Origin of the sequence: Ideonella alba (assembly GCF_018069845.1) — a bacterium.
GTDB classification, from domain to species: Bacteria; Pseudomonadota; Gammaproteobacteria; order Burkholderiales; family Burkholderiaceae_C; genus Ideonella; species Ideonella alba.
Genome location: NZ_JAGQDD010000001.1, coordinates 665,489 through 685,790 on the forward strand (window position 1 = coordinate 665,489; position 20,302 = coordinate 685,790).

A 20,302-nucleotide genomic window follows, 5' to 3' on the forward strand; every position below is an offset into this window, starting at 1 on the left:
ACAAACACCGGGCCCCTTTTGCGCAAAACTGATAGTCGCCCCGCCTGCGCGGCGCGTAGCCTGCCGGCCACCTTTGCCCGCTCGCCCGCACGCCCACACCCACCCCACGGAGAGACGACCATGCTGCACCGCCGCCAGATCCTGCAAGCCCTGCTGGGCGCCACCGCCGGTCCGGCGGTCCTGGGCGCCCACGCGGCCGACGCCTTCCCGTCCAAGCTGATGACGATGATCGTGCCCTACCCGGCGGGCGGCCCGTCCGACTTCATCGCCCGCCAGATCCAGCCCGAGCTGTCGCGGCTGCTAGGCCAGCAGATGATCGTCGAGAACGTCGGCGGCGTGGGCGGTGCGCTGGGCATCCAGAAGGCGATCGCCGCGCCGCCCGACGGCCACACGCTGACCATGGCCTCGCCGATGGAGCTGGTGCTGGCGCCGCTGGGCCTGTCGGCGGTGAAGTTCAAGCCCGAGGACATGCGCCTGGTGGCGCTGCTGGTGACCACCACCATGGTGATGCTGGCCCGCAAGGACCTGCCCGCGTCCAGCGTGGACGAACTGGTGGCCATGGAAAAGAAGCCCGGCGCCAAGGAGCTGAGCTTCGGCAGCGTGGGCCCGGGCTCGCTCTACCACCTGGTGGCCGAGAAGTTCTCGCAGCAGACCGGCCTGAAGATGCTGCACGTGCCCTACAAGGGCGCCGCGCCGCTGATCACCGACCTGATGGGCGGCCAGATCGACATCGTCTTCATGCCGCTGTCGGGCCCGGTGCCGGGGCTGATCAAGGAGGGCAAGGTCAAGGCCTTCGGCGTGGCATCCAAGGCGCCCCACCCGCTGTTCCCCAACCTGCCCACGCTGACCAGCACCAAGGCGCTGGACGACTTCGAATTCGACCTCTGGGCCGGCCTGGAAGTGCCGCGCGGCGTGCCCGACGCAGCGGTAGAAGCCCTGAACAAGGCGGCGCTGCAGGCATTGCAGAATCCCGACATCCGCAAGGCCTACGAGGGCACCGGCAACGTGGTCGGCAAGCCGATGAACCCGGCCGAGCTGCAGCGCTTCTACACCGCCGAGATCGCCCGCTACACCGCCATCGCGAAATCGGTGAACCTGCAACCCCAGTGAGTCTCCCCGCCGTTGAGCCCTGACGCCAGCGACCCGACCGATCTGCCCGCGCACCAGCTCTCGCGCCTGATCCACGCGCGGGCGCTGTCCTGCCATGAGCTGATGCAGGCCACGCTGGCGCGCATCCATCGCTTCAACCCGCTGCACAACGCGATCGTCAACCTGGCGCCGGACGGCGAGTTGCTGGCCCAGGCCCGCGCCTTCGATGCCGAGCTGGCCGAGGGCCGCTCGCGCGGCTGGATGCATGGCCTGCCGCAGGCGATCAAGGACACCGGAAACGCCGCCGGGTTTCCCACCACCTTCGGCAGCCCGCTGCTGAAAGATGCGGTGGCGCCCACCGACGGGCTGATGGCGGCGCGCATGAAGTCGGCCGGCTGCATCGTCATCGGCAAGACCAACATGCCCGAGTGGGGCCTGGGCTCGCACACCTTCAATGCGCTGTTCGGTGCCACCCGCAATGCCTGGGACCCGGCGGTCAGCGCCGGCGGCAGCAGCGGGGGGGCGGCGGTGGCGCTGGCGCTGCGTCTGCTGAGCGTGGCCGATGGCTCCGACTTCATGGGCTCGCTGCGCAACCCGGCGGGCTGGAACCATGTCTTCGGCCTGCGCCCCAGCCAGGGCCGGGTGCCGTTCTGGCCGGTCGCCGATGTCTGGGTCGACCAGCTGGGCACCGAAGGCCCGATGGCCACCTGCGTTGAAGACCTGGCGCGCCTGCTGCAAACCCAGAGCGGCCACGACCCGCGCCAGCCGCTGTCGATCGCCGGCCCGGTGCCGGCCTTTGCGCCGGTGCGCCCGCACGCGCTGCGTGGCCTGCGCATCGGCTGGCTGGGCAACATGGGCGGCCACCTGGCGCTGGAGCCCGGCATTGCCGAGGTCTGCACCCAGGCGCTGCGGGTGTTCGAGGACGGCGGCACCGTGGTCGAAACGGCCGCGCTCGATACCGACCTGGAAGCGGTCTGGCGCGCCTGGCTGGTGTGGCGCCGCGCGCTCACCGGCAGCCGGCTGACGCCGCTGCTGGCGCGCCCCGGCGCGCGCGAGCAGATCAAGCCCGAGGCGCTGTGGGAACACGACCAGTCGGTGGGCTTGAGCTTTGCCGACTTCATGGCCGCCAGCCAGGCGCGCAGCGCCTTCACCCAGAAGATGCTGGCCGCGCTGCAGCGCCACCAGGTGCTGGCGCTGCCGGTGGCCCAGGTCTGGCCTTTCCCGGTGGAATGGCGCTGGCCGCAGCGCATCGGCGAGCGGGTGATGGACACCTACCACCGCTGGATGGAAGCCACGCTCTACGCCACCTTTGCCGGCCTGCCGGCCCTCAGCCTGCCCGCCGGCTTCGACCCCACCGGGCGCTGGCCGATGGGCCTGCAGCTGATCGGCCCGCCGCAGGGCGAGGCCCTGCTGCTGCAGGTGGCCGCGGCCTACGAGCAGCGGGTGCCCGAGCTGCTGGCGCGGCGGCCGCCCGAGCCGGACTGAGGTTCACCCTGCCCCCGCTGTGAGCGTTTTTCGATAACGCCTGCAGCCCCTGGCGCCGCAGACTGGCGGCGTCATGCACACACCCGACTACCCGAGCCTGGCCCTGCACGTGGCCGGCCGCTGGATCACCCAGGCCAGCGGCGGCCAGCGCCCGGTCATCAACCCCGCCGACGAATCGGTGCTGGCCGAGCTGCCGCTGGCCGGCGCCGCCGAGCTGGCCGCAGCCGCCGAGTCGGCGCAGCGCGGCTTTGCCAGCTGGCGCCGCACCAGCGCGCTGGAGCGCTTCACGCTGATCCGCCGCGCCACCGATCTGCTGCGCGAACGCGCGCCGGCCATCGCCCGCGTGCTGACGCTGGAGCAGGGCAAGCCGCTGGCCGAGGCGCTGCGCGAGGTCACGCTGTCGGCCGACATCATCGACTTCCAGGCCGAGGAGGCCAAGCGCCTCTACGGCCGCACCGTGCCGCCGCGCGTGCCGGGCCTCCTCAGCCAGACCGTGCTGCGCCAGCCGGTGGGCCCGGTGGCGGCCTTCACGCCCTGGAACTTCCCGATGAACCTGCCGGCACGCAAGCTGGGCAGCGCGCTGGCGGCGGGCTGCAGCGTGGTGCTCAAGCCGGCCGAGGAGACGCCAGCCACCGCGATGGCGCTGGTGCAGTGCTTCCTGGACGCCGGCCTGCCGCCCGATGTGCTGAACCTGGTGTGCGGCGAGCCCTCCGAGGTATCCTCGTTCCTGATCGGCCACGACGCGATCCGCAAGGTCTCGTTCACCGGCTCGGTGGCGGTGGGGCGGCACCTGGGCGAGCTGTGCGCGCGCGGCGTCAAGCGCTACACGCCCGAGCTGGGCGGGCATGCGCCGGTGATCGTCTGCGCCGACGCCGACCTGGACTTTGCCGTGAAGGCCTCGGTCACCGCCAAGTACCGCAACGCCGGGCAGATCTGCGCCTCGCCGATCCGCTTCTATGTGCACGCCTCGCTGCTGGCCGCGTTCAGCGAGCGCTTTGCCGCCGCCGCCCGCGCGCTGCGCCTGGGCCCGGGCCTGGATGCCGCCACGCAGATGGGCCCGCTGACCCACGCGCGCCGCGTGGTCGAGATGCAGACGCTGGTGGACGACGCGCTGGACCACGGCGCGCGCCGCCTGTGCGGCGGCCAGCGCGCCGAGCGCCCCGGCTGGTTCTTCGAGCCCACGCTGATCGCCGATGTGCCCGCCGGCTGCCGCCTGGCCACCACCGAGCCCTTCGGCCCGATCGCCACCATCGCCGGCTTCGACACGCTGGACGAGGCCATCGCGCTGGCGAATGACTCGTGCTACGGCCTGGGCGCCTACGCCTTCACCGCCCACCTGCACACCGCGCACCGCCTGTCCGAGGAGATCGAGGCCGGCATGGTGGGCATCAACCACTTCGGCATCTCGCAGCCCGAGATGCCCTTCGGCGGCTGGAAGGACAGCGGCCACGGCCAGGAGATGGGCGCCGAGGGCCTGCTGGCCTACACCGACCTGAAGACCGTCTATGTCGGTACGCCCGACGGATCCACGCACTGAACACCACGACGATGGACATCGACCAACTCAAGCAGCACAACGGCCGCCACCTGTGGCACCCGATGGCGCATCCGCAGGCGATTCGCGACACCCCGCCCGACATCATCGCCCGCGGCGAGGGCAGCTGGGTCTGGGACATCGACGGCCACAAGATGCTCGACGGCGTGGGCGGCCTGTGGAGCGCCAACCTGGGCCACAGCAACCGCGCGGTGCGCGACGCCATCGTCGCGCAGATGGACACGCTGCCCTTCTACAACGCCTTCCGCGGCACCACGCATGTCAAGGCGATCGAGCTGTCCACGCGCCTGGTCGAGATGATGCAGCCCGAGGGCGTGCAGGCCGTGGTGTTCAGCAACGGCGGCTCGGATGCGGTGGAGGGCGCGCTGAAGATCGCCCGCCAGTTCCACAAGCTGCGCGGCCAGAAGGACCGCAGCAAGTTCATCAGCCTGCGCCAGGGCTACCACGGCGTGCACTTCGGGGGCATGAGCGTCAACGGCAACAGCAACTTCCGCCGCGCGTACGAGCCGCTGCTGCCCGGCTGCTTCCATGTCGACACGCCCTGGCTGTACCGCAACCCCTTCACCGACGACCCCGAGCGCCTCAGCGAGATCTGCGCCGAACTGCTCGAGCGCGAGATCGTCTTCCAGGGCCCCGACACCGTGGCCGCCTTCATCGCCGAGCCGGTGCAGGGCGCCGGCGGCGTGATCGTGCCGCCGGCCAGCTACTGGCCCCGGGTGCGCGAGATCTGCGACCGGCACGGCGTGCTGCTGATCGCCGACGAGGTGGTCACCGGCTTCGGCCGCACCGGCGAGCTCTTTGGCACCCGGCTGTGGGGTGTCAACGCGGACATCTGGTGCCTGGCCAAGGGCATCTCCTCGGGCTATGTACCGCTCGGCGCCACCGCGATCGGCGCCAAGGTGGCCGACGCTTTCCTCAGCGACACCAGCGGCCTGGGCGCCGTCAGCCACGGCTACACCTACAGCGCGCACCCGGTGGCGGCGGCCGCGGCGCTGGCCACCTTCGACGAACTGGTGCGGCTGGACGTGGTGGGCAACGCCGCCCGCGTGGGCGCGCGCCTTCAGGAGCGGCTGCGCCGGCTGCCGCAGCGCTGTGCCTTCGTCGGCGATGTGCGCGGCATCGGCCTGATGATCGGCATCGAGATGGTCACCGACCAGGCCAGCCGCGCGCCCATGCCGCGGACCAGCGACATCCCCGCCCGCGTGGCCCGCGCCGCCTACCGCCGTGGCCTGATGGTGCGCATCTCCGGCCCCAACCTGATCCTGTCGCCGCCGCTGACGATCAGCGCCGAGGAGATCGACTTTCTCTGCGAGGTGCTCGAGGCCTCGTTCGACGAGGTGGGCGCGTCGCTGTGAACCCGACCATCCTGCTGGTCGGCACCGCCGACACCAAGAGCGACGAGCTGCGCTACCTGGGCGAGCGCATCACGGCCGCGGGCGGCACGCCGCTGCTGATGGACGTGGGCGTGCTGGCCCCGGGGCCCTATGCACCGGCCATCGCCAACACGGAGGTCGCCGCCGCCGCCGGCTGCACGCTGCAACAGGTGCTGGACAGCGGCGACGAGAACAGCGCGATGGCGCTGATGGCGCGCGGTGCGGCCAGGCTGGCCGCGCAGCTGCAGCGCGCCGGCCGCATCCAGGGCCTGCTGGTGCTGGGTGGCACCATGGGCACCGACCTGGCGCTGGACGTGGCCGCGGCGCTGCCGCTGGGCTGCCCGAAGCTGGTGCTGACCACGGTGGCCTACTCGCACCTGATCCCGCCCGAGCGCATCGCCCCCGACCTGATGATGGTGCTGTGGGCCGGCGGTCTGTATGGCCTGAACAGCCTGTGCCGTTCGGCGCTCAGCCAGGCCGCGGGCGCGGTGGTGGGCGCGGCCCGCGTGGCCGAGCCGCCGCGGCCTGAGCGGCCACTGGTGGGCATGAGCTCGCTGGGCAAGAGCTGCCTGTCCTACATGGTGCGGCTCAAGCCCGCGCTGGAGGCGCGCGGCTTCGAGGTGGCGGTGTTCCACACCACCGGCATGGGCGGCCGCGCCTTCGAGGCCCTGGCCGCCGAGGGCCGCTTCGCCGCGGTGATGGACTTCAGCCTGCAGGAACTGGCCAACCAGGTGGGCGGCTCCTGCGTCACCGCCGGCCCCGACCGGCTGCGCGGCGCCGGCCGCGCCGGCGTGCCGCAGATCGTCGCCCCCGGCGCCGCCGACATGATCGACTTCCCCACCTGGGCCGGCGCCCCCGCCGGCTACGAGACGGCGCCCGCGCATGCGCACAACCGCCTGATCGCCAGCACTGTGGCCACACCGGCGCTGCGCGAGCGCATCGCCGCCGAGATCATCGACCGTGTCGCGGGCGCCACCGGCCCGGCCTGCGTGCTGCTGCCCACCGCCGGTCTGCAGGCCTGGGACAGGCCCGGCGAGGCGCTGCACGACCCCGAGGGCCTGGCCGCCTTCCAGCGCGCGCTGCGCGCCGGCGCCGGCCGCATCGACCTGCGTGAGGTGCCGGCCCACATCAACGATGCTGCGTTTGCCGATGCGGCGCTGGCGGTGTTCGACGACTGGCTGGAACGCGGCCTGATCCACAGAGCGGTGGCATGACCAAGGCACTCATCCTGGACTTCGGCGGCGTGATCAGCCGAACGCTCTTTGAAACCCATGCGATGACCGAAGCCGCGTTGGGTCTGCCCGCCGGCACACTCAGCTGGCGCGGCCCCTTCGATCCGTCCACCGACGCGCTGTGGCGCGCCATGCAGGCCGACCAGATCGGCGAGCGCGACTATTGGCTGGCCCGCACGCAGGAGGTGGGCGCGCTGGTGGGCGAGCGCTGGACACGCATGGAGCAGTTCGTGCAGCGCGCCCGCGGCGCTGAGCCGGCGGCGGTGATCCGCCCCGAGGCGGTGGCGGCCATCACCGCCGCGAAGCACGCCGGCTGTCCGCTGGCCATCCTGTCGAACGAACTGGACCTGTTCTACGGCGCCGACTTTCGCACCCGGCTGCCGCTGCTGGAGGCGTTCGATGTGATCGTCGACGCCACCCACACTGGCATCCTCAAGCCCGATGCGCGCGCCTACGCCGCGGTGCAGGACGCGCTGGGCCTGGCCGCCGCCGACTGCGTGTTCGTCGACGACCAGGACCGCAACATCGCCGGCGCCCAGCGCGCCGGCTGGACCGCGGTGGCGTTCGACGTGCGCGACCCCGCCGGGTCCTACCGCCGCGCGCTGCGCGCGCTGGGTCTGGCTGAACCTGTGATCGAAGGAGCCCTGGCATGAACGACTCCCCCCGTCTGGGCCTGGCGCCGCTCTTTGCGGTGGCGATCGGCGTGATCGTTGCGCAGAGCACCATCGTCTCGCTGCTGCAGGCCGCCGGCATCGCCGGCTGGGGCTTCATCGGCGCGATGGCGCTGGGCTGGGCGCTGATGATGGCCAACTCCGCCACCTACGCCGAGCTGGCGCTGATGATGCCGCGCGCCGAAGGCATCAGCGCCTACATCCGCGCCGGCCTCGGGCCGCTGCCGGCGATCTTCGCGGTGTTTGCCGGCTACATCGTCCCGGCGCTGTTTGGCCCGGCGGCCGAGCTGCTGCTGGTGGACGCGGTGCTGGACCAGGTGCTGCCGCAGGCGCTGCCGGCGCTGGGCTGGGCGGCGATCGTGCTGGCGGTGCTGGTGGCGCTGAACCTGCGCGGCACCGATGTCTTCGCCCGCGTGCAGACGGTGCTGACCTTCGCGATGCTGGTCTTCCTGGCGCTCAGTGGCGCCTGGGCGCTGGGTGGCCCGGTGGCGGCGCCGGCGCGTGCGGGCTTTGCCGCGATGGGCGCCGATGCCAGCGTGCTGGGGGTGGTGGCGCTGGTGATGTATTCGCTGATCGGCACCGAGTTCGTCACGCCGATGACCGCGCTGGCGGCGCGGCCCGAGCGCGACGTGCCGCGCGCGATGTTCATCGGCCTGACCGTGGTGGCCGTGGTCAACGCGCTGTACTGCCTGGGCGCCGCCGGCCTGGTGGGGCGCGAGGTGCTGGCCACCGCGCCGCTGCCGCACCTGGACGTCGCGCTGGCCATCGGCGGGCCGGGCGTGAAACTGCTGTTCGCCACGGTGGTCATCGTCGCCACCGCCAGCCTGATCAACACCGTGCTGGCGGCGGTGCCGCGCATGCTGTGCGACATGGCCCGCGCGGGCGAGGCCTTCCCGGTCTTCACCCGCCTGAACCGCCATGGCGTGCCCTGGGTGGCCACGCTGTTCGTGGCGGCGCTGCCGGTGGTGGGCCTGCTGTGGTCGGGTGGCGACGTCACCCGCATCCTGCCGCTGCTGGTGGCCGCAGCCAGCGCCTGGCTGGTCAGCTACATGCTGGCCCACGCCAGCCTGCTGCGCCTGCGCCGGCTGGCGCCGTCCGCCGCGCGGCCCTGGAAGGCGCCGATGGCGCCATGGCTGCAACTGCTGGCCATCGCCGGACTGGGCTGGGTGATCGCCCACGCCGCCCCGGCGCCCGAGCTGGAAGCGCCCATCTTCGGTGCGCTGGCGGGGGTGTTGGGCCTCGTCGCGGTGATCGGCGCCCTGTGGGTGGGCATGGTCATGCACCAGCGCTGGTTCGCCCCGTCGGGGGTCGCTGAGGGCTAACCCGGATCAAGTCTTTCTTGCCGATTTTTGCTATCGCCACCGGTCGCCGGTTTCCATACTCGCGCCCCATCACCACACCGTCGCCAAGGTCTGGCGTTCGAGGAGTTCACGGATGACACACCGCCTGAGGTGGTTCTGCGCGCTGGCCGTGGTGGCCGGCGCCGCACAGGCCGCCAAACCCCCTGCGGCGCCCAAGGCGCCGCCCCCCGAGCTGCCGGCCGAGACGCTCACCGGCACCACGCTGGCCAGCGCGCCCAGCGAGCGCATCTACGTGGCCGACGTGGCCATCGCCCACATCACCGACGGCCGCCTGCGCGTCTTCGGCGCCCGCGACGGCAAGCTGCTGGGCATGGTCAACACCGGCTTCGCCGGCAACTTCGCGCTGAGCGCCCGCTCGGACGAGGTCTACGTGGCCACCACCTACCTCAGCCGCGGCGGCCGGGGCGATCGCGCCGACGTGCTGGAGGTGTGGGACAGCGGCACGCTGGGCCTGAAGTACGAGGTGCTGCTGCCGCCGCACCGCGCCCAGGCGCTGAACTACCGCGGCCTGGTGCGCGCCACCACCAACGGCCGCTTCGTGCTGGTCCAGAACGCCACGCCGGCCACCTCGGTCACCGTGGTCGATCTGGCACAGCGCAAGGTGGCCAGCGAGATCGCCACGCCGGGCTGCTGGGGCGTCTGGCCGATCGGCAACAGCAACCGCTTCGCCACGCTGTGCGGCGACGGCAAGATGGTGACGATCACGCTGGACGATGCCGGCCAGGCCACCGACCGTGCCGCCAGCGACAAGCTCTTCGACGCCGACCAGGACCCCTGGTTCCACCATGCCGAGGTGGTGGGCGAGCGCATGTTCTATGTGTCGTTCAAGGGCGTGCTCAACGAGCTGGACCTGTCGGGTCCGGCGGCCCGGCTGCTGCGCTCGCAGTCCTTTGTCGACGCCGCGGCCGCCAAGGCCGGCTGGCGCCCGGGCGGCTACCAGGCCTTCGCGGTCACGCCCGACGGCCGCCAGATGGTGGTGGCCATGCACGACAAGGGCAGCGAGGGCACGCACAAGATGCCGGCCAAGTCGCTGTGGGTGGTCGACACCGCCACCGGCCAGCGCACCGCGCGCCTGCCCGGCCACGCCAGCGCCTCGCTGACCTTCTCGCACAACGGCCAGCGGCTGCAGGCGCTGGACGGCATGACCGGCGCGCTGAACGTGTGGCAGTGGAACCCGGCCAAGCCGGCGCTGACGCTGATGACCAAGGTCGCCAAGGCAGGTGAGGCCTCGCTGCACCTGGAAAGCCATGACTGAGGCCCTGCTCGCCGATCCGCTGGCTGGCTGGATCGCCAGCGCCTGGCTGGCCGTGCTGTTCGCGCACGCGGCCGTGGCCAAGTGGGGCGACCTGGCGCTGTTCGAGCAGCACCTGGCGGCCTACCACCTGCCCGATGCGCTGCGCACCGTGCTGTTGCGCACGCTGCCCGCGCTGGAACTGGTCACCGCCGCGGCGCTGCTGTCGCCCTGGCGGGGGGCCGGCGCGGCGCTGGCCGCTGCGTTGCTGCTGGCCTATGCCGCCGCGATGGCCTGGCACCTGGCCCGCGGCCTGGCGCTGGACTGCGGCTGCGGCGGCGAGCCGCTGCCGGTGTCCTGGGCGCTGGTGGCCCGCAATGCGGCGCTGGCCCTGCTGGCCGGGGTCGCCGCCACGCCGCACGCCGAGCGCGCGCTGGGCCTGGGGGACTTCGCGGTGGTGGCCGCCAGCGTGCCGCTGGCTGCGCTGCTCTACGCCGCTTTCAATGAACTGCTGCGCCACCAGGTGGGTGTGCGCATGAGGAGGATCTGAGATGGACGCGATGACGATCTCGATGGTGCTGCTGTGGCTGGCCGTGCTGGCCCTGGGCGTGATGCTGTGGGCGCTGTCGCGCCAGGTGGGCGTGCTGTTCGAGCGCGTGGCGCCGATGGGCGCGCTGGTGACCGATGCCGGTCCGCCGGTGGGTTCGCCTTCGCCGAACTACTCGCTGGTCGGGCTGCAGTCCGAGAGCGTGGAGATCGGCGGGCCGCAGGGCCGCGCGCAGCTGGTGTTCTTCCTGGCACCGACCTGCCCGGTCTGCAAGAAGCTGATCCCGGTGCTCAAGGCGCTGAACCGCGACGAGGGCGCCCGCGTGCGGGTGCTGCTGGCCAGCGACGGCGCCACGCCCGAACAGCACCTGGCCTTCGTGCGTGAGCAGGGCCTGGAGGCCATGCCCTACCTGCTCTCGCCCGAGCTGGGCATGGGCTACCGCGTCTCGCGCCTGCCCTATGCGGTGCTGCTGGACGACCAGGGCATCGTGCGCGCCAAGGGCCTGGTCAATTCCCGCGAGCAGCTCGACAGCCTGCTCAACGCGCTGGAGATGGGCACGCCCACGATCCAGCAGTTCCTCGACCATCAGGCCCACGCCTGAGCCCCGGGAGCCCGACGATGTCCTGGTTCACCTCCCTGATCGACCGCGCCACCGAGCGCCGCGTGCGCACCGTCGCCCAGCAGCACGGCCGCCGCAGCCTGCTGACCCGCCTGGGCGTGGCCATGGTCGGTGGCGCCGTGCTGCCGATGCTGCCCTTCGACCGCAGCGGCCAGTTCGGCACCGCGCACGCCGCCGGCCATGGCGGCGCGGCGGCGGCCAAGAAGACCCCCGCCAAGGAAGACCCGACGCAGTGCGAGTACTGGCGCTACTGCGCCTTCGACGGCTACCTGTGCACCTGCTGCGGCGGCTCGCTGACCACCTGCCCCCCGGGCACCGAGGCCTCCAAGGTCAGCTGGGTCGGCACCTGCTTGAACCCCGCCGACGGCCGCCACTACCTGGTGTCCTACAACGACTGCTGCGGCAAGGGCGCCTGCGGCGAGTGCCTGTGCAACAACAACGAGCGCGAGCGCCCCGGCTACCGCCTCGGCGCGCACAACGACATCAACTGGTGCATGGCCAACACCAGCTCGATGTTCCACTGCACCACCTCGATCATCGTGGGGGCCGCGTGATCCTGCGTGCCTGGCTGTCTGCCGCGCTGCTGGCGCCCACGCTGGCGCTGGCGGCCGAGGATGGCGCCAAGCTGTTCGAGCGCCACTGCGCCGCCTGCCACCAGGCCGATGCCTCGGGCACCGTGGGCCTGGCGCCGCCGCTCAAGGGCGAGCACTGGACCCGGCTGGGCGCCGATCGCAGCTACCTGCCCACGGTGCTGGTGCACGGCCTGTCGGGCCCGATCCAGGTGGGCGCGCTGCGCTTCGTGGGCAGCATGCCGGCCTTCGGTGCCCAGTTGCCGGACGAGGAACTGGTGCTGATCGCCAACCACCTGCGCGGCCTGCAGGGCGCAGCCGATGCGGCACCGCTGACAGCGGCCGACTTCACCGCCGCGCGCGCCGCCGCCGGCAGCCCGCCCGCCACCCGCCTGAAGCGCCAGTCGCTGCTGCCCTGACCGCCATGCGCCCGACCGTCCTGTTCGCTGCCCTGCTGTGCGCCGTCCCGGCGCTGGCCCAGGTCACCGGCCGCATGCCGCCGCCGCGCAGCAACGCCGAGGTCCTCTCCACCGCCACCAGCGCGCGCAGCCTCTACGTGGTGCACTGCGCCGGCTGCCACGGGCGCGATGGCGCCGGCTCCGAGGTCGGCCGCGTGCCCGACATGCGCGGCGCCGGCCATTTCCTGCGCCTGGACGGCGGCCGCCAGTTTCTGATCCAGGTGCCGGGCGTGATGGGCTCGGGCCTGGACGACGCGCAGGTGGCCGAGGTCACGAACTGGGTGCTGGCCACGCTGGCCGCGCCCTCGGTGCCGGCGCAGCACCAGCCCTACACCGCCGACGAGGTCCGCCGCGCCCGCACCAGCCCGCCGCTGGACGTGGCCGCCACGCGGGATCGCCTGGTGGCCCAGGCCCGCACCCAGGGCCTGCCCCTGCCATGAAGCAACCCACAGCCGTACGACGAGAAGGAGCCCCCACGATGATCCCCACGAGCATGCGCCACCCCGTGGCCCAGGCCGCCTTGCTGGCCCTGCTGGCGCTGGCCGGCGGACCGGCCACCCACGCCGCCACCGACGCCCAGGCCCAGGCCCTGGGCAAGGACCTGACGCCGCTGGGCGGCGAGAAGGCCGCCAACAAGGACGGCAGCATCCCCGCCTGGACCGGCGGCGACACCAAGGCCCCGCCGGGCTGGAAGCCGGGCCAGGCGCGCCCCGACCCCTACGCGTCGGACAAGCCGCTGTTCACCATCGACGCCAGCAACGCCGACAAGTACAAGGACAAGCTCAGCGATGGCCAGCTGGCCCTGCTCAAGGGCAAGAAGGACTACCGCATGGAGGTCTACCCCACGCGGCGCACCTGCGGCTACCCTGAGGCGGTCTACACCAACACCCGCAAGAACGCCACCACCGCCAAGCTGGCCGCCAACGGCTACGACCTGGAGAAGGCCGTCAGCGGCGGCATCCCCTTCCCGATCCCGGCCAATGGCGCCGAGGCGATGTGGAACTACAAGCTGCGCTGGCTGGGCGAGGGCCGCATCGAGCGCTACTCCACCGTCTTCTCGCAACCGGGCGACGGCAAGTTCGTGCCGCTGGTGCAGGACCAGTGGACGGTGACGCCCGGCGGTGACCTGGGCGGCAAGCCCATCCCCGACGGTGAGGGCGCCGAGTACAAGCTGCTCAACGAGGTGGTGGCCCCGGCCGCCCGCACCGGCGAGCTGATCCTGGTGCACTACTTCCTGGCCAAGGACAACGACGCCTGGCTGTACTTCCCCGGCCAGCGCCGCGTGCGCCGCGCCCCCACCTTCAGCTACGACAACCCGGTGCCGGGCTACGAGAACCTGCTGGCGGTGGACCAGTACCCGATGTTCGGCGGCCGCCTGGACCGCTACGACTGGAAGCTGGTGGGCAAGCAGGAACTGGTGGTGCCCTACAACACCTTCCGCTTCAATGACCAGGGCAAGAAGCTGGCCGACATCTTCGGCCCCGAGTACCCCAAGCGCGACCTGATCCGCTACGAGGCGCACCGCGTCTGGAAGATCGAGGCCACCGTCAAGGCCGGCCAGCGCCACCAGTTCCCCAAGCGCACCATCTACCTGGACGAGGACAGCTGGATGATGGTCGCGGCCGACATCTACGACGCCCAGGGCAAGGTCTGGCGCGTGCAGGAGAGCTACCCCTACGTGGCCTGGGAACTGCCGGCCTGCGTCTACCAGGGCTACACGGTCTATGACCTGAACGTGGGCCGCTACATGGCCGACAACATGCCCCAGGAAGGCAAGACCGACTGGCTGGCGGGCCGCGAGGGCCGCATCGACGCCAACAAGTTCAACCCCGACGAACTGCGCCGCGCCGGCGCCCGCTGACCCACGGCGAGGAGAAGTACATATGCGACCCACCCCACGTCACGCAGCGCGGCGCCAGACCGCGCTGGCCGCGGCCGCCGCCGCGGCCCTGCTGTCCGCCGCGCCGGCCCACGCCTGGCGCACCACCACCGACGGCGGCACCGAGATCGACTTCAACACCACGCTGAGCTTCGGTCTGCAGTGGCGGCTGCAGAAGCCTGATCCGCTGGCCATCGGCAACGACAACGGCGGCAAGGTGCCCACCGGCGCGCCACTGGGCTCTCAGCTCAACGGTGCCGGCAACGACGGCGCCGCCAACCCGGACTTCAACGTCCTCAACGGCGACGACGGCAACCTGAACTACAAGCGCGGCCAGCTGGTCTCCAGCGCCGTCAAGGGCACCCACGAGTTCGGCCTGAAGACCACCGACGGCTGGCGCGCGCTGGCCCGCGGCACCTGGGTCTACGACCCGGCTGCCGACAACACCAAGCGCACCGACCTGTCCTCGGCCGCGCGCAACATCGCGGTGCACAACGCGACGCTGCTGGATGCCTGGGTCTCGAAGGACTTCAAGTGGCTGGACGACCGCACCGCCACCGTGCGCCTGGGCAACCAGGTGCTGAGCTGGGGCGAGGACATCTTCGTCATCGGCGGCATCAACTCGATCAACGCCTTCGACCTGCGCAAGCTCCACACCCCCGGCACCCAGGTCAAGGAGATCCTGCGCCCGGCGCCGATGATCAGCCTGAACACCGGCCTGAGCAGCAGCGTCAGCGCCGAGGCCTACTACCAGATCGCCTGGAACGCCTTCCGCTTCGACCCGGTGGGCACCTTCTTCTCGGCGGCCGATGTGGCGGGGGCCGGCCAGCGCCCGGCCTACATCCCCAGCTCGTCGCTGAGCGCCTTCGGCCTGTGCACCGCGCCCACGCCCTGCGGCGACATCGGCACCGGCATCCAGCCCGGCATCAACGTCGTGCCCTTCGAGCGTGACAAGCGCCCGCCCACCGGTGGCCAGTACGGCCTGGCGATGCGCTTCAAGCCGGCCAGCCTGGAGACGGAATTCGCGCTGTACTACGAGCGCTACCACGACAAGCTGCCCTTCACCACGCTGTTCACCGACCCGGCCTACGCGGCCCACAACGTCGCGAGCATCGGCTACTACAACGAGTTCGGCCGCGACAAGGACCTGTTCGGCGCCAGCTTCAACACCAAGGCCGGCCCGGTCGCGGTGGGGGGCGAGATCTCGTACCGGCCGCGCGACTCGGTGGCGATCGACGGCAGCGTGCCCTTCGCCGGCAAGTACAGCATCTTCGACCCGGCCAATGCCGACGCCAACGGCCGCATCACGGTGCGCGGCTACACCGAAGAGAAGAAGATCCAGGCCCACCTGACCGGCCTGTACTTCACCGAGGTCAACTCGCCGATGGGCGCGCTGGTCAAGGCGCTGGGCGCGGCCGAGGGCACGGTGCTGGCCGAGGTGGCCCTCACCCACTACCCCAGCCTGAAGATCGGCCAGGTGCCCTACCTGATCTTCCCCTCGTACAAGAACCCGACCAAGAGCTCCTTCGGCTACGCGATCGAGTTCGACCTGAGCTACCCGCGCGTCTGGGGCAGCGACTGGAACCTGACCCAGTCCACCGTGTTCACGCACGACGTCAAGGGCATCTCGCCGAACACGCTGCCCTTCGTCGAGGGACGCAAGTCGCTGTTCGTCGGCGCGCTGTTCGACAACAGCGCCGTCTGGCGGGTGCAGCTGGGCTACACCGCCTTCTTCGGCGGCGGGCTGGGCAACATGCTGCGTGACCGCGACAACGTCTCGGCCAGCGTCTCCTACAACTTCTGACCCCGGCGCGCCGCCCTTGCGGGCGGCGCGTCCCTGACGGGTTCTTCCATGCTGCTCACCCAACTCGTGCAGGCGGCCGAGCGCCTGCTGTTCGGCCACCGCGCCAAGGTGCTGGCGGTGATGCTGGCGACCACTGCGCTGATGGCGGTGTTCGCGGCCCGCCTGCACATGACGGCCGGTTTCGGCAAGCAACTGCCGCTGGGCCATGAATACACCGACACCTTCGTCCAGTACAAGGACGTGCTGTTCGGCGCCAACCGCCTGATCATCGTGGTGCGCGCGCGCCAGGGAGACATCTGGCAGCCGGCCACGCTCAAGCGCCTGAACGAGGTCACCCAGGCGGTGATGTACCTGCCCGGCGTGGACCGCCGCTCGGTCAGCTCGCTGTGGACCCCCAACACCCGCGTGATGCAGGTGACGGAGGAGGGCTACGAGGCGCGCGACGTGATCGGTGGCGACGTCACCCCCGACAAGCTTGACGCCACGGTGATCGGCCGCATCCGCGACAACGTGGTGCAGGGCGGCTACGTGGGCTCGCTGGTGGCGGCGGACTTCAGCGGTGCGATGGTCACCGCCGACCTGCTCGACGCCGACCCGCAGACCCGCGCGCCGCTGGACTACATCGCGCTGGGCCCGAAGATCGAGCAGGAGATCCGCGGCAAGTTCGAGGACGCGCAGGTCGAGGTGCAGATCATCGGCTTTGCCAAGCAGATCAGCGACATCGCCGAGGGCGCCAAGGGCGTGGTGGTGTTCTTCGCGCTGGCTTTCGTGCTGACCGCGGCGGCGGTCTACTGGTACTGCCGCAGCGTGGCCTTCACCGCCACCGCGCTGTTCTGCTCGCTGGTGTCGCTGGTGTGGCAGTTCGCCTCGCTGCAGATCCTGGGCTACGGGCTGGACCCGCTGGCGGTGCTGGTGCCCTTCCTGGTGTTCGCGATCGGCGTGTCGCACGGCGTGCAGCAGATCAATTACATCACCCGCGAGATCGGCCTGGGCCAAAGCGTCCACGACGCCGCGCGCGCCAGCTTCGCCGGCCTGCTGGTGCCGGGCACGATGGCGCTGATCACCGCCTTCGTCGGCTTCGCCACGCTGCTGGTGATCCCGATCCCGATGATCCGCGAGCTGGCGATCACCGCCTCGCTGGGCGTGGCCTACAAGATCGTCACCAACCTGGTGATGCTGCCGATCGTCGCGTCCTATGTGAAGCTCGACAGCGGCTGGGGCCAGCGCATGCAGGTGATGCGGGCGCGGCGCGAGAGCCAGATCTCGCTGATCTCGCGCGTGGCCGATCCGCGCAACGCGCGCTGGACCGTGCTGCTGGGCGTGCTGCTGTTCGGCCTGGCGGTGTGGGGCTCGCGCGACCGCCATGTGGGCTATGTGCAGCCGGGCGCGCCGGAGCTGCGCGACAGCGCGCGCTACAACCTGGACGCGGTGTCGATCGCCGAGAAGTTCACCGTCGGCCTGGACGTGCTGACCGTGGTGGGCGAGACGCCCGAGGACGCCTGCCACGACTGGACGACGATGAGCGCCATCGACGACCTGGCCTGGTCGCTGCAGAACACCGAGGGCGTGATCGGCACCGCGGGTCTGCCGGCGCTGGTCAAGCTGGGCGCCGCGGGTTTCAACGAGGGCAACCCGCGCTGGGGCGACCTGCCGCGCGACAAGCGCTCGATGGCCAGCTTCATCGGCCTGGTGGGCGAGGGCTCGGGCCTGTACGACCCGCGCTGCACCGTGCTGCCGGTGCATGCCTACCTGTCCGACCACAAGGCGCAGACCATTCACCGCGCGGTGGAAACCGTCAAGGCCTGGCGCGCCGAGAACGCCTTCGATGGCCTGAAGGTGCGCCTGGCCAGCGGCAACGCCGGCGTGCAGGCGGCCACCAACGAAGTGCTGGAGGCCACCGAGCTGCCGATGATGCTGTACGTCTACGCCACCATCGTGGTGCTGGTCTTCCTGACCTACCGGGACTGGCGCGCGGTGCTGGCCTGCTGCCTGCCGCTGACCGTGGCCACCTTCGTCGGCTACTGGTTCATGAAGGCGCTGGACATCGGCCTGACGGTGGCCACGCTGCCGGTGATGGTGCTGGCGGTGGGCATCGGCGTGGACTACGCCTTCTACATCTACAACCGCCTGCAGATGTACCTGGCCGAGGGCCAGACCATCGTGCCGGCTTTCCACCGCGCACTGACCGAGACCGGCATCGCCACCGTCTTCACCGCGCTGACGCTGAGCGTGGGCGTGGCGACCTGGGTCTTCTCGCCGCTGAAGTTCCAGGCCGACATGGGCCTGCTGCTGGCCTTCATGTTCATGCTCAACATGGTGATGGCGATCACGCTGCTGCCCGCGCTGGCGGTGGTGATCGACCTGCTGATCGCGCGCCGCGGGCCGGTGCACCGTCCGTTCGGAGCCCACTGATGCACCCCCTGATGCACCCCCTGATGCACCCGTTGATGAACCGACGCCACTGGCTGGCCCTGGCCGGGGCCATGCTGGCCGGCAGCCGCGCCAGCGCCGCCTTCGCGCCCGATGGCGCCGCCCGCACGATGCCGCTGGCCGCCCGCGGGCCGCTGCTGGACCTGACGCTGGCCGGCCAGCGCCTGGTGGCGGTGGGCGAGCGCGGCCATGTGCTGCTGTCCGACGACCAGGGCGCCCACTGGCGCCAGGCCCAGGCGGTGCCCACCCGCGTGACCCTCACCGCACTGCATGCCAGCAGCGCCACCCAGCTGTGGGCCTGCGGCCATGGCGGCACCATCCTGCGCAGTGACGACGCCGGCGAGCACTGGCAGCGCGTGGCCGGCGAGGCCAGGAGCCCGGACGTGCTGTTGTCGATCCGCGTCGACGCCGGCGGCCGCGGTCTGGCGGTGGGTGGCTTCGGCTTCGCGCTGGCCAGCCGCGATGGCGGCGCCAGCTGGAAGCCCGCCACGCTGCTCGAAGGCGAGGAGGGCGAGCGCCACCTGAACCGGGTCTTCGTCTCGGCCGCAGGCACCTGGCTGATTGCGGCCGAATCCGGCCATGTGCTGCGCAGCACCGACCAGGGCGACACCTGGGCCGCGGTGAAGACCGCTTACGCCGGTTCGCTGTGGAGCGGCGCCGACATCGGCGGCACGCTGCTGGCCGGCGGCATGCGCGGCCACTGGGTGCGCAGCACCGATGACGGGCGCAGCTGGACCCAGCACCGTGCCGAGCAGGCCGGCTCGATCACCGCGGTGGTGCCCTTGGCCGCCGGGCGCGTGCTGATGGTGGGCGGCGACGGCACGCAGCTGCAGGGCGCGGCCAGCGCCGATGCCATGGACTTCCGCCGCCTGGACGACCGCAGCACGCTGACCGGTGCGGTGCCGCTGCCCGATGGCCGGCTGGCGCTGGCCGGGGCCGCCGGCGTGCGGGTGATCCCGGGCTAGCCGAGCGGCCGCGGCTGGCACAGCATCTGCACATGACATGCCGGAGATCGAGGAGGATCGAATGGCTGCACTGACCCGACACACGGCGCACGACGTCGACGACCAGGCCGAGGCCCTGACCGGCTGGGACCAGCACTACGAGCAGTTGTCCTGCGGCCGCTTCCGCGGCGAGCTGTGGCACCTGGCCTTGCGCGACGGCTTTCTGGTGCGCGAGCAGACCAACCGCCAGCTGCGTGAGCACATCGCGCCGCCCGATGACCATGTCGTGCTGGCGCTGCCGTTGGCGGTGCAGCCCGGCTCGGTCTACGCCGGGCGCGCGCTGGACCGCGACACGCTGATGGTGCTGCCCGGCGGGCGCGAGGTCGATGTGGTCTCGGCCGGTGAGCTCGACCTGATCGGCCTGGCGGTGCACCGCGAGATGCTTGAGCGCACGCTGGCCCCGGCCAAGCGCGAATGGCTGCAGCAGGCCGAGAACGAGCGCAACCTGGGCCTGTCGCCCGACTCGGCGCAGGCGATCCGCCAGATGCTGCTGGCGGTCTGCGGCGAGGCCGAGGACGCCCTGGGCCAGCCGGCCAGCGACAAGCGCGAGTCCGAGCTGCTGGCGATGGCGCTGAACCAGGCCGTGCTGCTGGCCATGGGCGGCGACCGCAGCGGTCCGCAGGGCAGCACCATCCCGCGCCGCGCCGACAGCCGGCTGAAGGTGGTGCAGCGCGCGATCGACTTCATGCGTGCCCACCTGGAGCAGGACATCGGCGTGGGCGAGATCTGCGCCGCGGCGTTTGCCAGCCGGCGCAGCCTGCAGTACTGCTTCGAGGAATTCATGCACACCACGCCGCAGGCCTACCTGCGCGCACTGCGCCTGAACGAGGCGCGCCGCGCGCTGAAGCTGTGCGGCGACCCGGCCAGCAAGCCGATCACCGAGCTGGCGTCGATGCTGGGCTTTTCCAGCGCCAGCCACTTCACCCGCCACTACAAGGCGATGTTCGACGAGCTGCCCTCGCAGACGCTGCGGCAGCACCAACTGGTTCCCTGAC

Annotated in this window: 18 protein-coding genes; all 18 read left to right on the forward strand. The window is 71.5% G+C overall.

Going from position 1 to position 20,302, the window contains the following annotated elements; all coding sequences use genetic code 11:
- The first annotated feature begins 120 nt into the window (after positions 1–120).
- The 18 genes from KAK03_RS02935 (at position 121) to KAK03_RS03020 (ending at position 20,301) form a co-directional block, all read left to right on the forward strand.
- Positions 121–1,110, forward strand: coding sequence for a Bug family tripartite tricarboxylate transporter substrate binding protein (locus KAK03_RS02935; RefSeq protein WP_210851669.1), 990 nt, complete (start codon positions 121–123; stop codon positions 1,108–1,110).
- Positions 1,111–1,122: 12 nt separating this feature from the next.
- A complete protein-coding gene (locus tag KAK03_RS02940; RefSeq protein WP_210851670.1) occupies positions 1,123–2,574 on the forward strand; it encodes an amidase in 1,452 nt (483 codons plus the stop codon).
- Between the two features lie 73 nt (positions 2,575–2,647).
- Positions 2,648–4,111 (forward strand): NAD-dependent succinate-semialdehyde dehydrogenase, encoded by a 1,464-nt coding sequence (locus KAK03_RS02945; protein ID WP_210851671.1) that lies wholly within the window; start codon positions 2,648–2,650, stop codon positions 4,109–4,111.
- A gap of 11 nt (positions 4,112–4,122) precedes the next feature.
- Complete coding sequence (locus tag KAK03_RS02950; RefSeq protein ID WP_210851672.1) at positions 4,123–5,484, forward strand: aminotransferase class III-fold pyridoxal phosphate-dependent enzyme; 1,362 nt, start codon at positions 4,123–4,125, stop codon at positions 5,482–5,484.
- Positions 5,481–6,716, forward strand: coding sequence for a Tm-1-like ATP-binding domain-containing protein (locus tag KAK03_RS02955; protein ID WP_310738447.1), 1,236 nt, complete (start codon positions 5,481–5,483; stop codon positions 6,714–6,716). The genes KAK03_RS02950 and KAK03_RS02955 overlap by 4 nt, the downstream gene beginning before the upstream one ends.
- Positions 6,713–7,387, forward strand: a complete 675-nt coding sequence (locus KAK03_RS02960) for an HAD family hydrolase (protein ID WP_210851673.1) — start codon at positions 6,713–6,715, stop codon at positions 7,385–7,387. Before KAK03_RS02955 ends, KAK03_RS02960 begins: the two co-directional genes overlap by 4 nt.
- Complete coding sequence (locus KAK03_RS02965; RefSeq protein WP_210851674.1) at positions 7,384–8,727, forward strand: APC family permease; 1,344 nt, start codon at positions 7,384–7,386, stop codon at positions 8,725–8,727. Before KAK03_RS02960 ends, KAK03_RS02965 begins: the two co-directional genes overlap by 4 nt.
- Positions 8,728–8,839: 112 nt before the next feature.
- Positions 8,840–10,021: an amine dehydrogenase large subunit gene (locus KAK03_RS02970; RefSeq protein ID WP_210851675.1), complete on the forward strand. Its 1,182-nt coding sequence runs from the start codon at positions 8,840–8,842 to the stop codon at positions 10,019–10,021.
- Positions 10,014–10,547, forward strand: coding sequence for a MauE/DoxX family redox-associated membrane protein (locus tag KAK03_RS02975; RefSeq protein ID WP_210851676.1), 534 nt, complete (start codon positions 10,014–10,016; stop codon positions 10,545–10,547). The genes KAK03_RS02970 and KAK03_RS02975 overlap by 8 nt, the downstream gene beginning before the upstream one ends.
- A 1-nt stretch (position 10,548) precedes the next feature.
- Positions 10,549–11,145 (forward strand): methylamine dehydrogenase accessory protein MauD, encoded by a 597-nt coding sequence (gene mauD / locus KAK03_RS02980; protein ID WP_210851677.1) that lies wholly within the window; start codon positions 10,549–10,551, stop codon positions 11,143–11,145.
- A 17-nt stretch (positions 11,146–11,162) separates the two neighbouring features.
- Entirely contained in the window at positions 11,163–11,717 is a 555-nt protein-coding gene (mauA, locus tag KAK03_RS02985) for a methylamine dehydrogenase (amicyanin) small subunit (protein WP_210851678.1), read from the forward strand.
- Complete coding sequence (locus KAK03_RS02990; protein ID WP_210851679.1) at positions 11,714–12,151, forward strand: c-type cytochrome; 438 nt, start codon at positions 11,714–11,716, stop codon at positions 12,149–12,151. The genes mauA and KAK03_RS02990 overlap by 4 nt, the downstream gene beginning before the upstream one ends.
- Before the next feature lie 5 nt (positions 12,152–12,156).
- Positions 12,157–12,630, forward strand: coding sequence for a c-type cytochrome (locus KAK03_RS02995; protein ID WP_210851680.1), 474 nt, complete (start codon positions 12,157–12,159; stop codon positions 12,628–12,630).
- Between the two features lie 38 nt (positions 12,631–12,668).
- Positions 12,669–14,051: a DUF1329 domain-containing protein gene (locus KAK03_RS03000; RefSeq protein WP_247660872.1), complete on the forward strand. Its 1,383-nt coding sequence runs from the start codon at positions 12,669–12,671 to the stop codon at positions 14,049–14,051.
- 22 nt (positions 14,052–14,073) lie between these two features.
- Positions 14,074–15,873 carry a DUF1302 domain-containing protein gene (locus KAK03_RS03005; protein WP_210851681.1) on the forward strand — a complete coding sequence of 600 codons (1,800 nt, stop codon included), beginning with the start codon at positions 14,074–14,076 and terminating at the stop codon, positions 15,871–15,873.
- Between the two features lie 51 nt (positions 15,874–15,924).
- Positions 15,925–18,285: an efflux RND transporter permease subunit gene (locus KAK03_RS03010; protein ID WP_210851821.1), complete on the forward strand. Its 2,361-nt coding sequence runs from the start codon at positions 15,925–15,927 to the stop codon at positions 18,283–18,285.
- Positions 18,285–19,268, forward strand: a complete 984-nt coding sequence (locus KAK03_RS03015; protein ID WP_210851682.1) for a WD40/YVTN/BNR-like repeat-containing protein — start codon at positions 18,285–18,287, stop codon at positions 19,266–19,268. The genes KAK03_RS03010 and KAK03_RS03015 overlap by 1 nt, the downstream gene beginning before the upstream one ends.
- 61 nt (positions 19,269–19,329) lie before the next feature.
- On the forward strand, positions 19,330–20,301 hold the full coding sequence (locus KAK03_RS03020) for a helix-turn-helix domain-containing protein (RefSeq protein WP_210851683.1): 972 nt from the start codon (positions 19,330–19,332) through the stop codon (positions 20,299–20,301).
- Position 20,302: the final 1 nt, after the last annotated feature.

Excerpts from the sequence above, each read along its gene's own strand:
- KAK03_RS02935 (WP_210851669.1), top strand. The coding sequence starts at position 121 with ATGCTGCACCGCCGCCAGATCCTGCAAGCCCTGCTGGGCGCCACCGCC.
- KAK03_RS02945 (WP_210851671.1), top strand. The coding sequence starts at position 2,648 with ATGCACACACCCGACTACCCGAGCCTGGCCCTGCACGTGGCCGGCCGC.
- KAK03_RS02950 (WP_210851672.1), top strand. The coding sequence starts at position 4,123 with ATGGACATCGACCAACTCAAGCAGCACAACGGCCGCCACCTGTGGCAC.
- KAK03_RS02960 (WP_210851673.1), top strand. The coding sequence starts at position 6,713 with ATGACCAAGGCACTCATCCTGGACTTCGGCGGCGTGATCAGCCGAACG.
- KAK03_RS02965 (WP_210851674.1), top strand. The coding sequence starts at position 7,384 with ATGAACGACTCCCCCCGTCTGGGCCTGGCGCCGCTCTTTGCGGTGGCG.
- KAK03_RS02970 (WP_210851675.1), top strand. The coding sequence starts at position 8,840 with ATGACACACCGCCTGAGGTGGTTCTGCGCGCTGGCCGTGGTGGCCGGC.
- KAK03_RS02975 (WP_210851676.1), top strand. The coding sequence starts at position 10,014 with ATGACTGAGGCCCTGCTCGCCGATCCGCTGGCTGGCTGGATCGCCAGC.
- mauD (WP_210851677.1), top strand. The coding sequence starts at position 10,549 with ATGGACGCGATGACGATCTCGATGGTGCTGCTGTGGCTGGCCGTGCTG.
- mauA (WP_210851678.1), top strand. The coding sequence starts at position 11,163 with ATGTCCTGGTTCACCTCCCTGATCGACCGCGCCACCGAGCGCCGCGTG.
- KAK03_RS02995 (WP_210851680.1), top strand. The coding sequence starts at position 12,157 with ATGCGCCCGACCGTCCTGTTCGCTGCCCTGCTGTGCGCCGTCCCGGCG.
- KAK03_RS03000 (WP_247660872.1), top strand. The coding sequence starts at position 12,669 with ATGATCCCCACGAGCATGCGCCACCCCGTGGCCCAGGCCGCCTTGCTG.
- KAK03_RS03005 (WP_210851681.1), top strand. The coding sequence starts at position 14,074 with ATGCGACCCACCCCACGTCACGCAGCGCGGCGCCAGACCGCGCTGGCC.
- KAK03_RS03015 (WP_210851682.1), top strand. The coding sequence starts at position 18,285 with ATGCACCCCCTGATGCACCCCCTGATGCACCCGTTGATGAACCGACGC.
- KAK03_RS03020 (WP_210851683.1), top strand. The coding sequence starts at position 19,330 with ATGGCTGCACTGACCCGACACACGGCGCACGACGTCGACGACCAGGCC.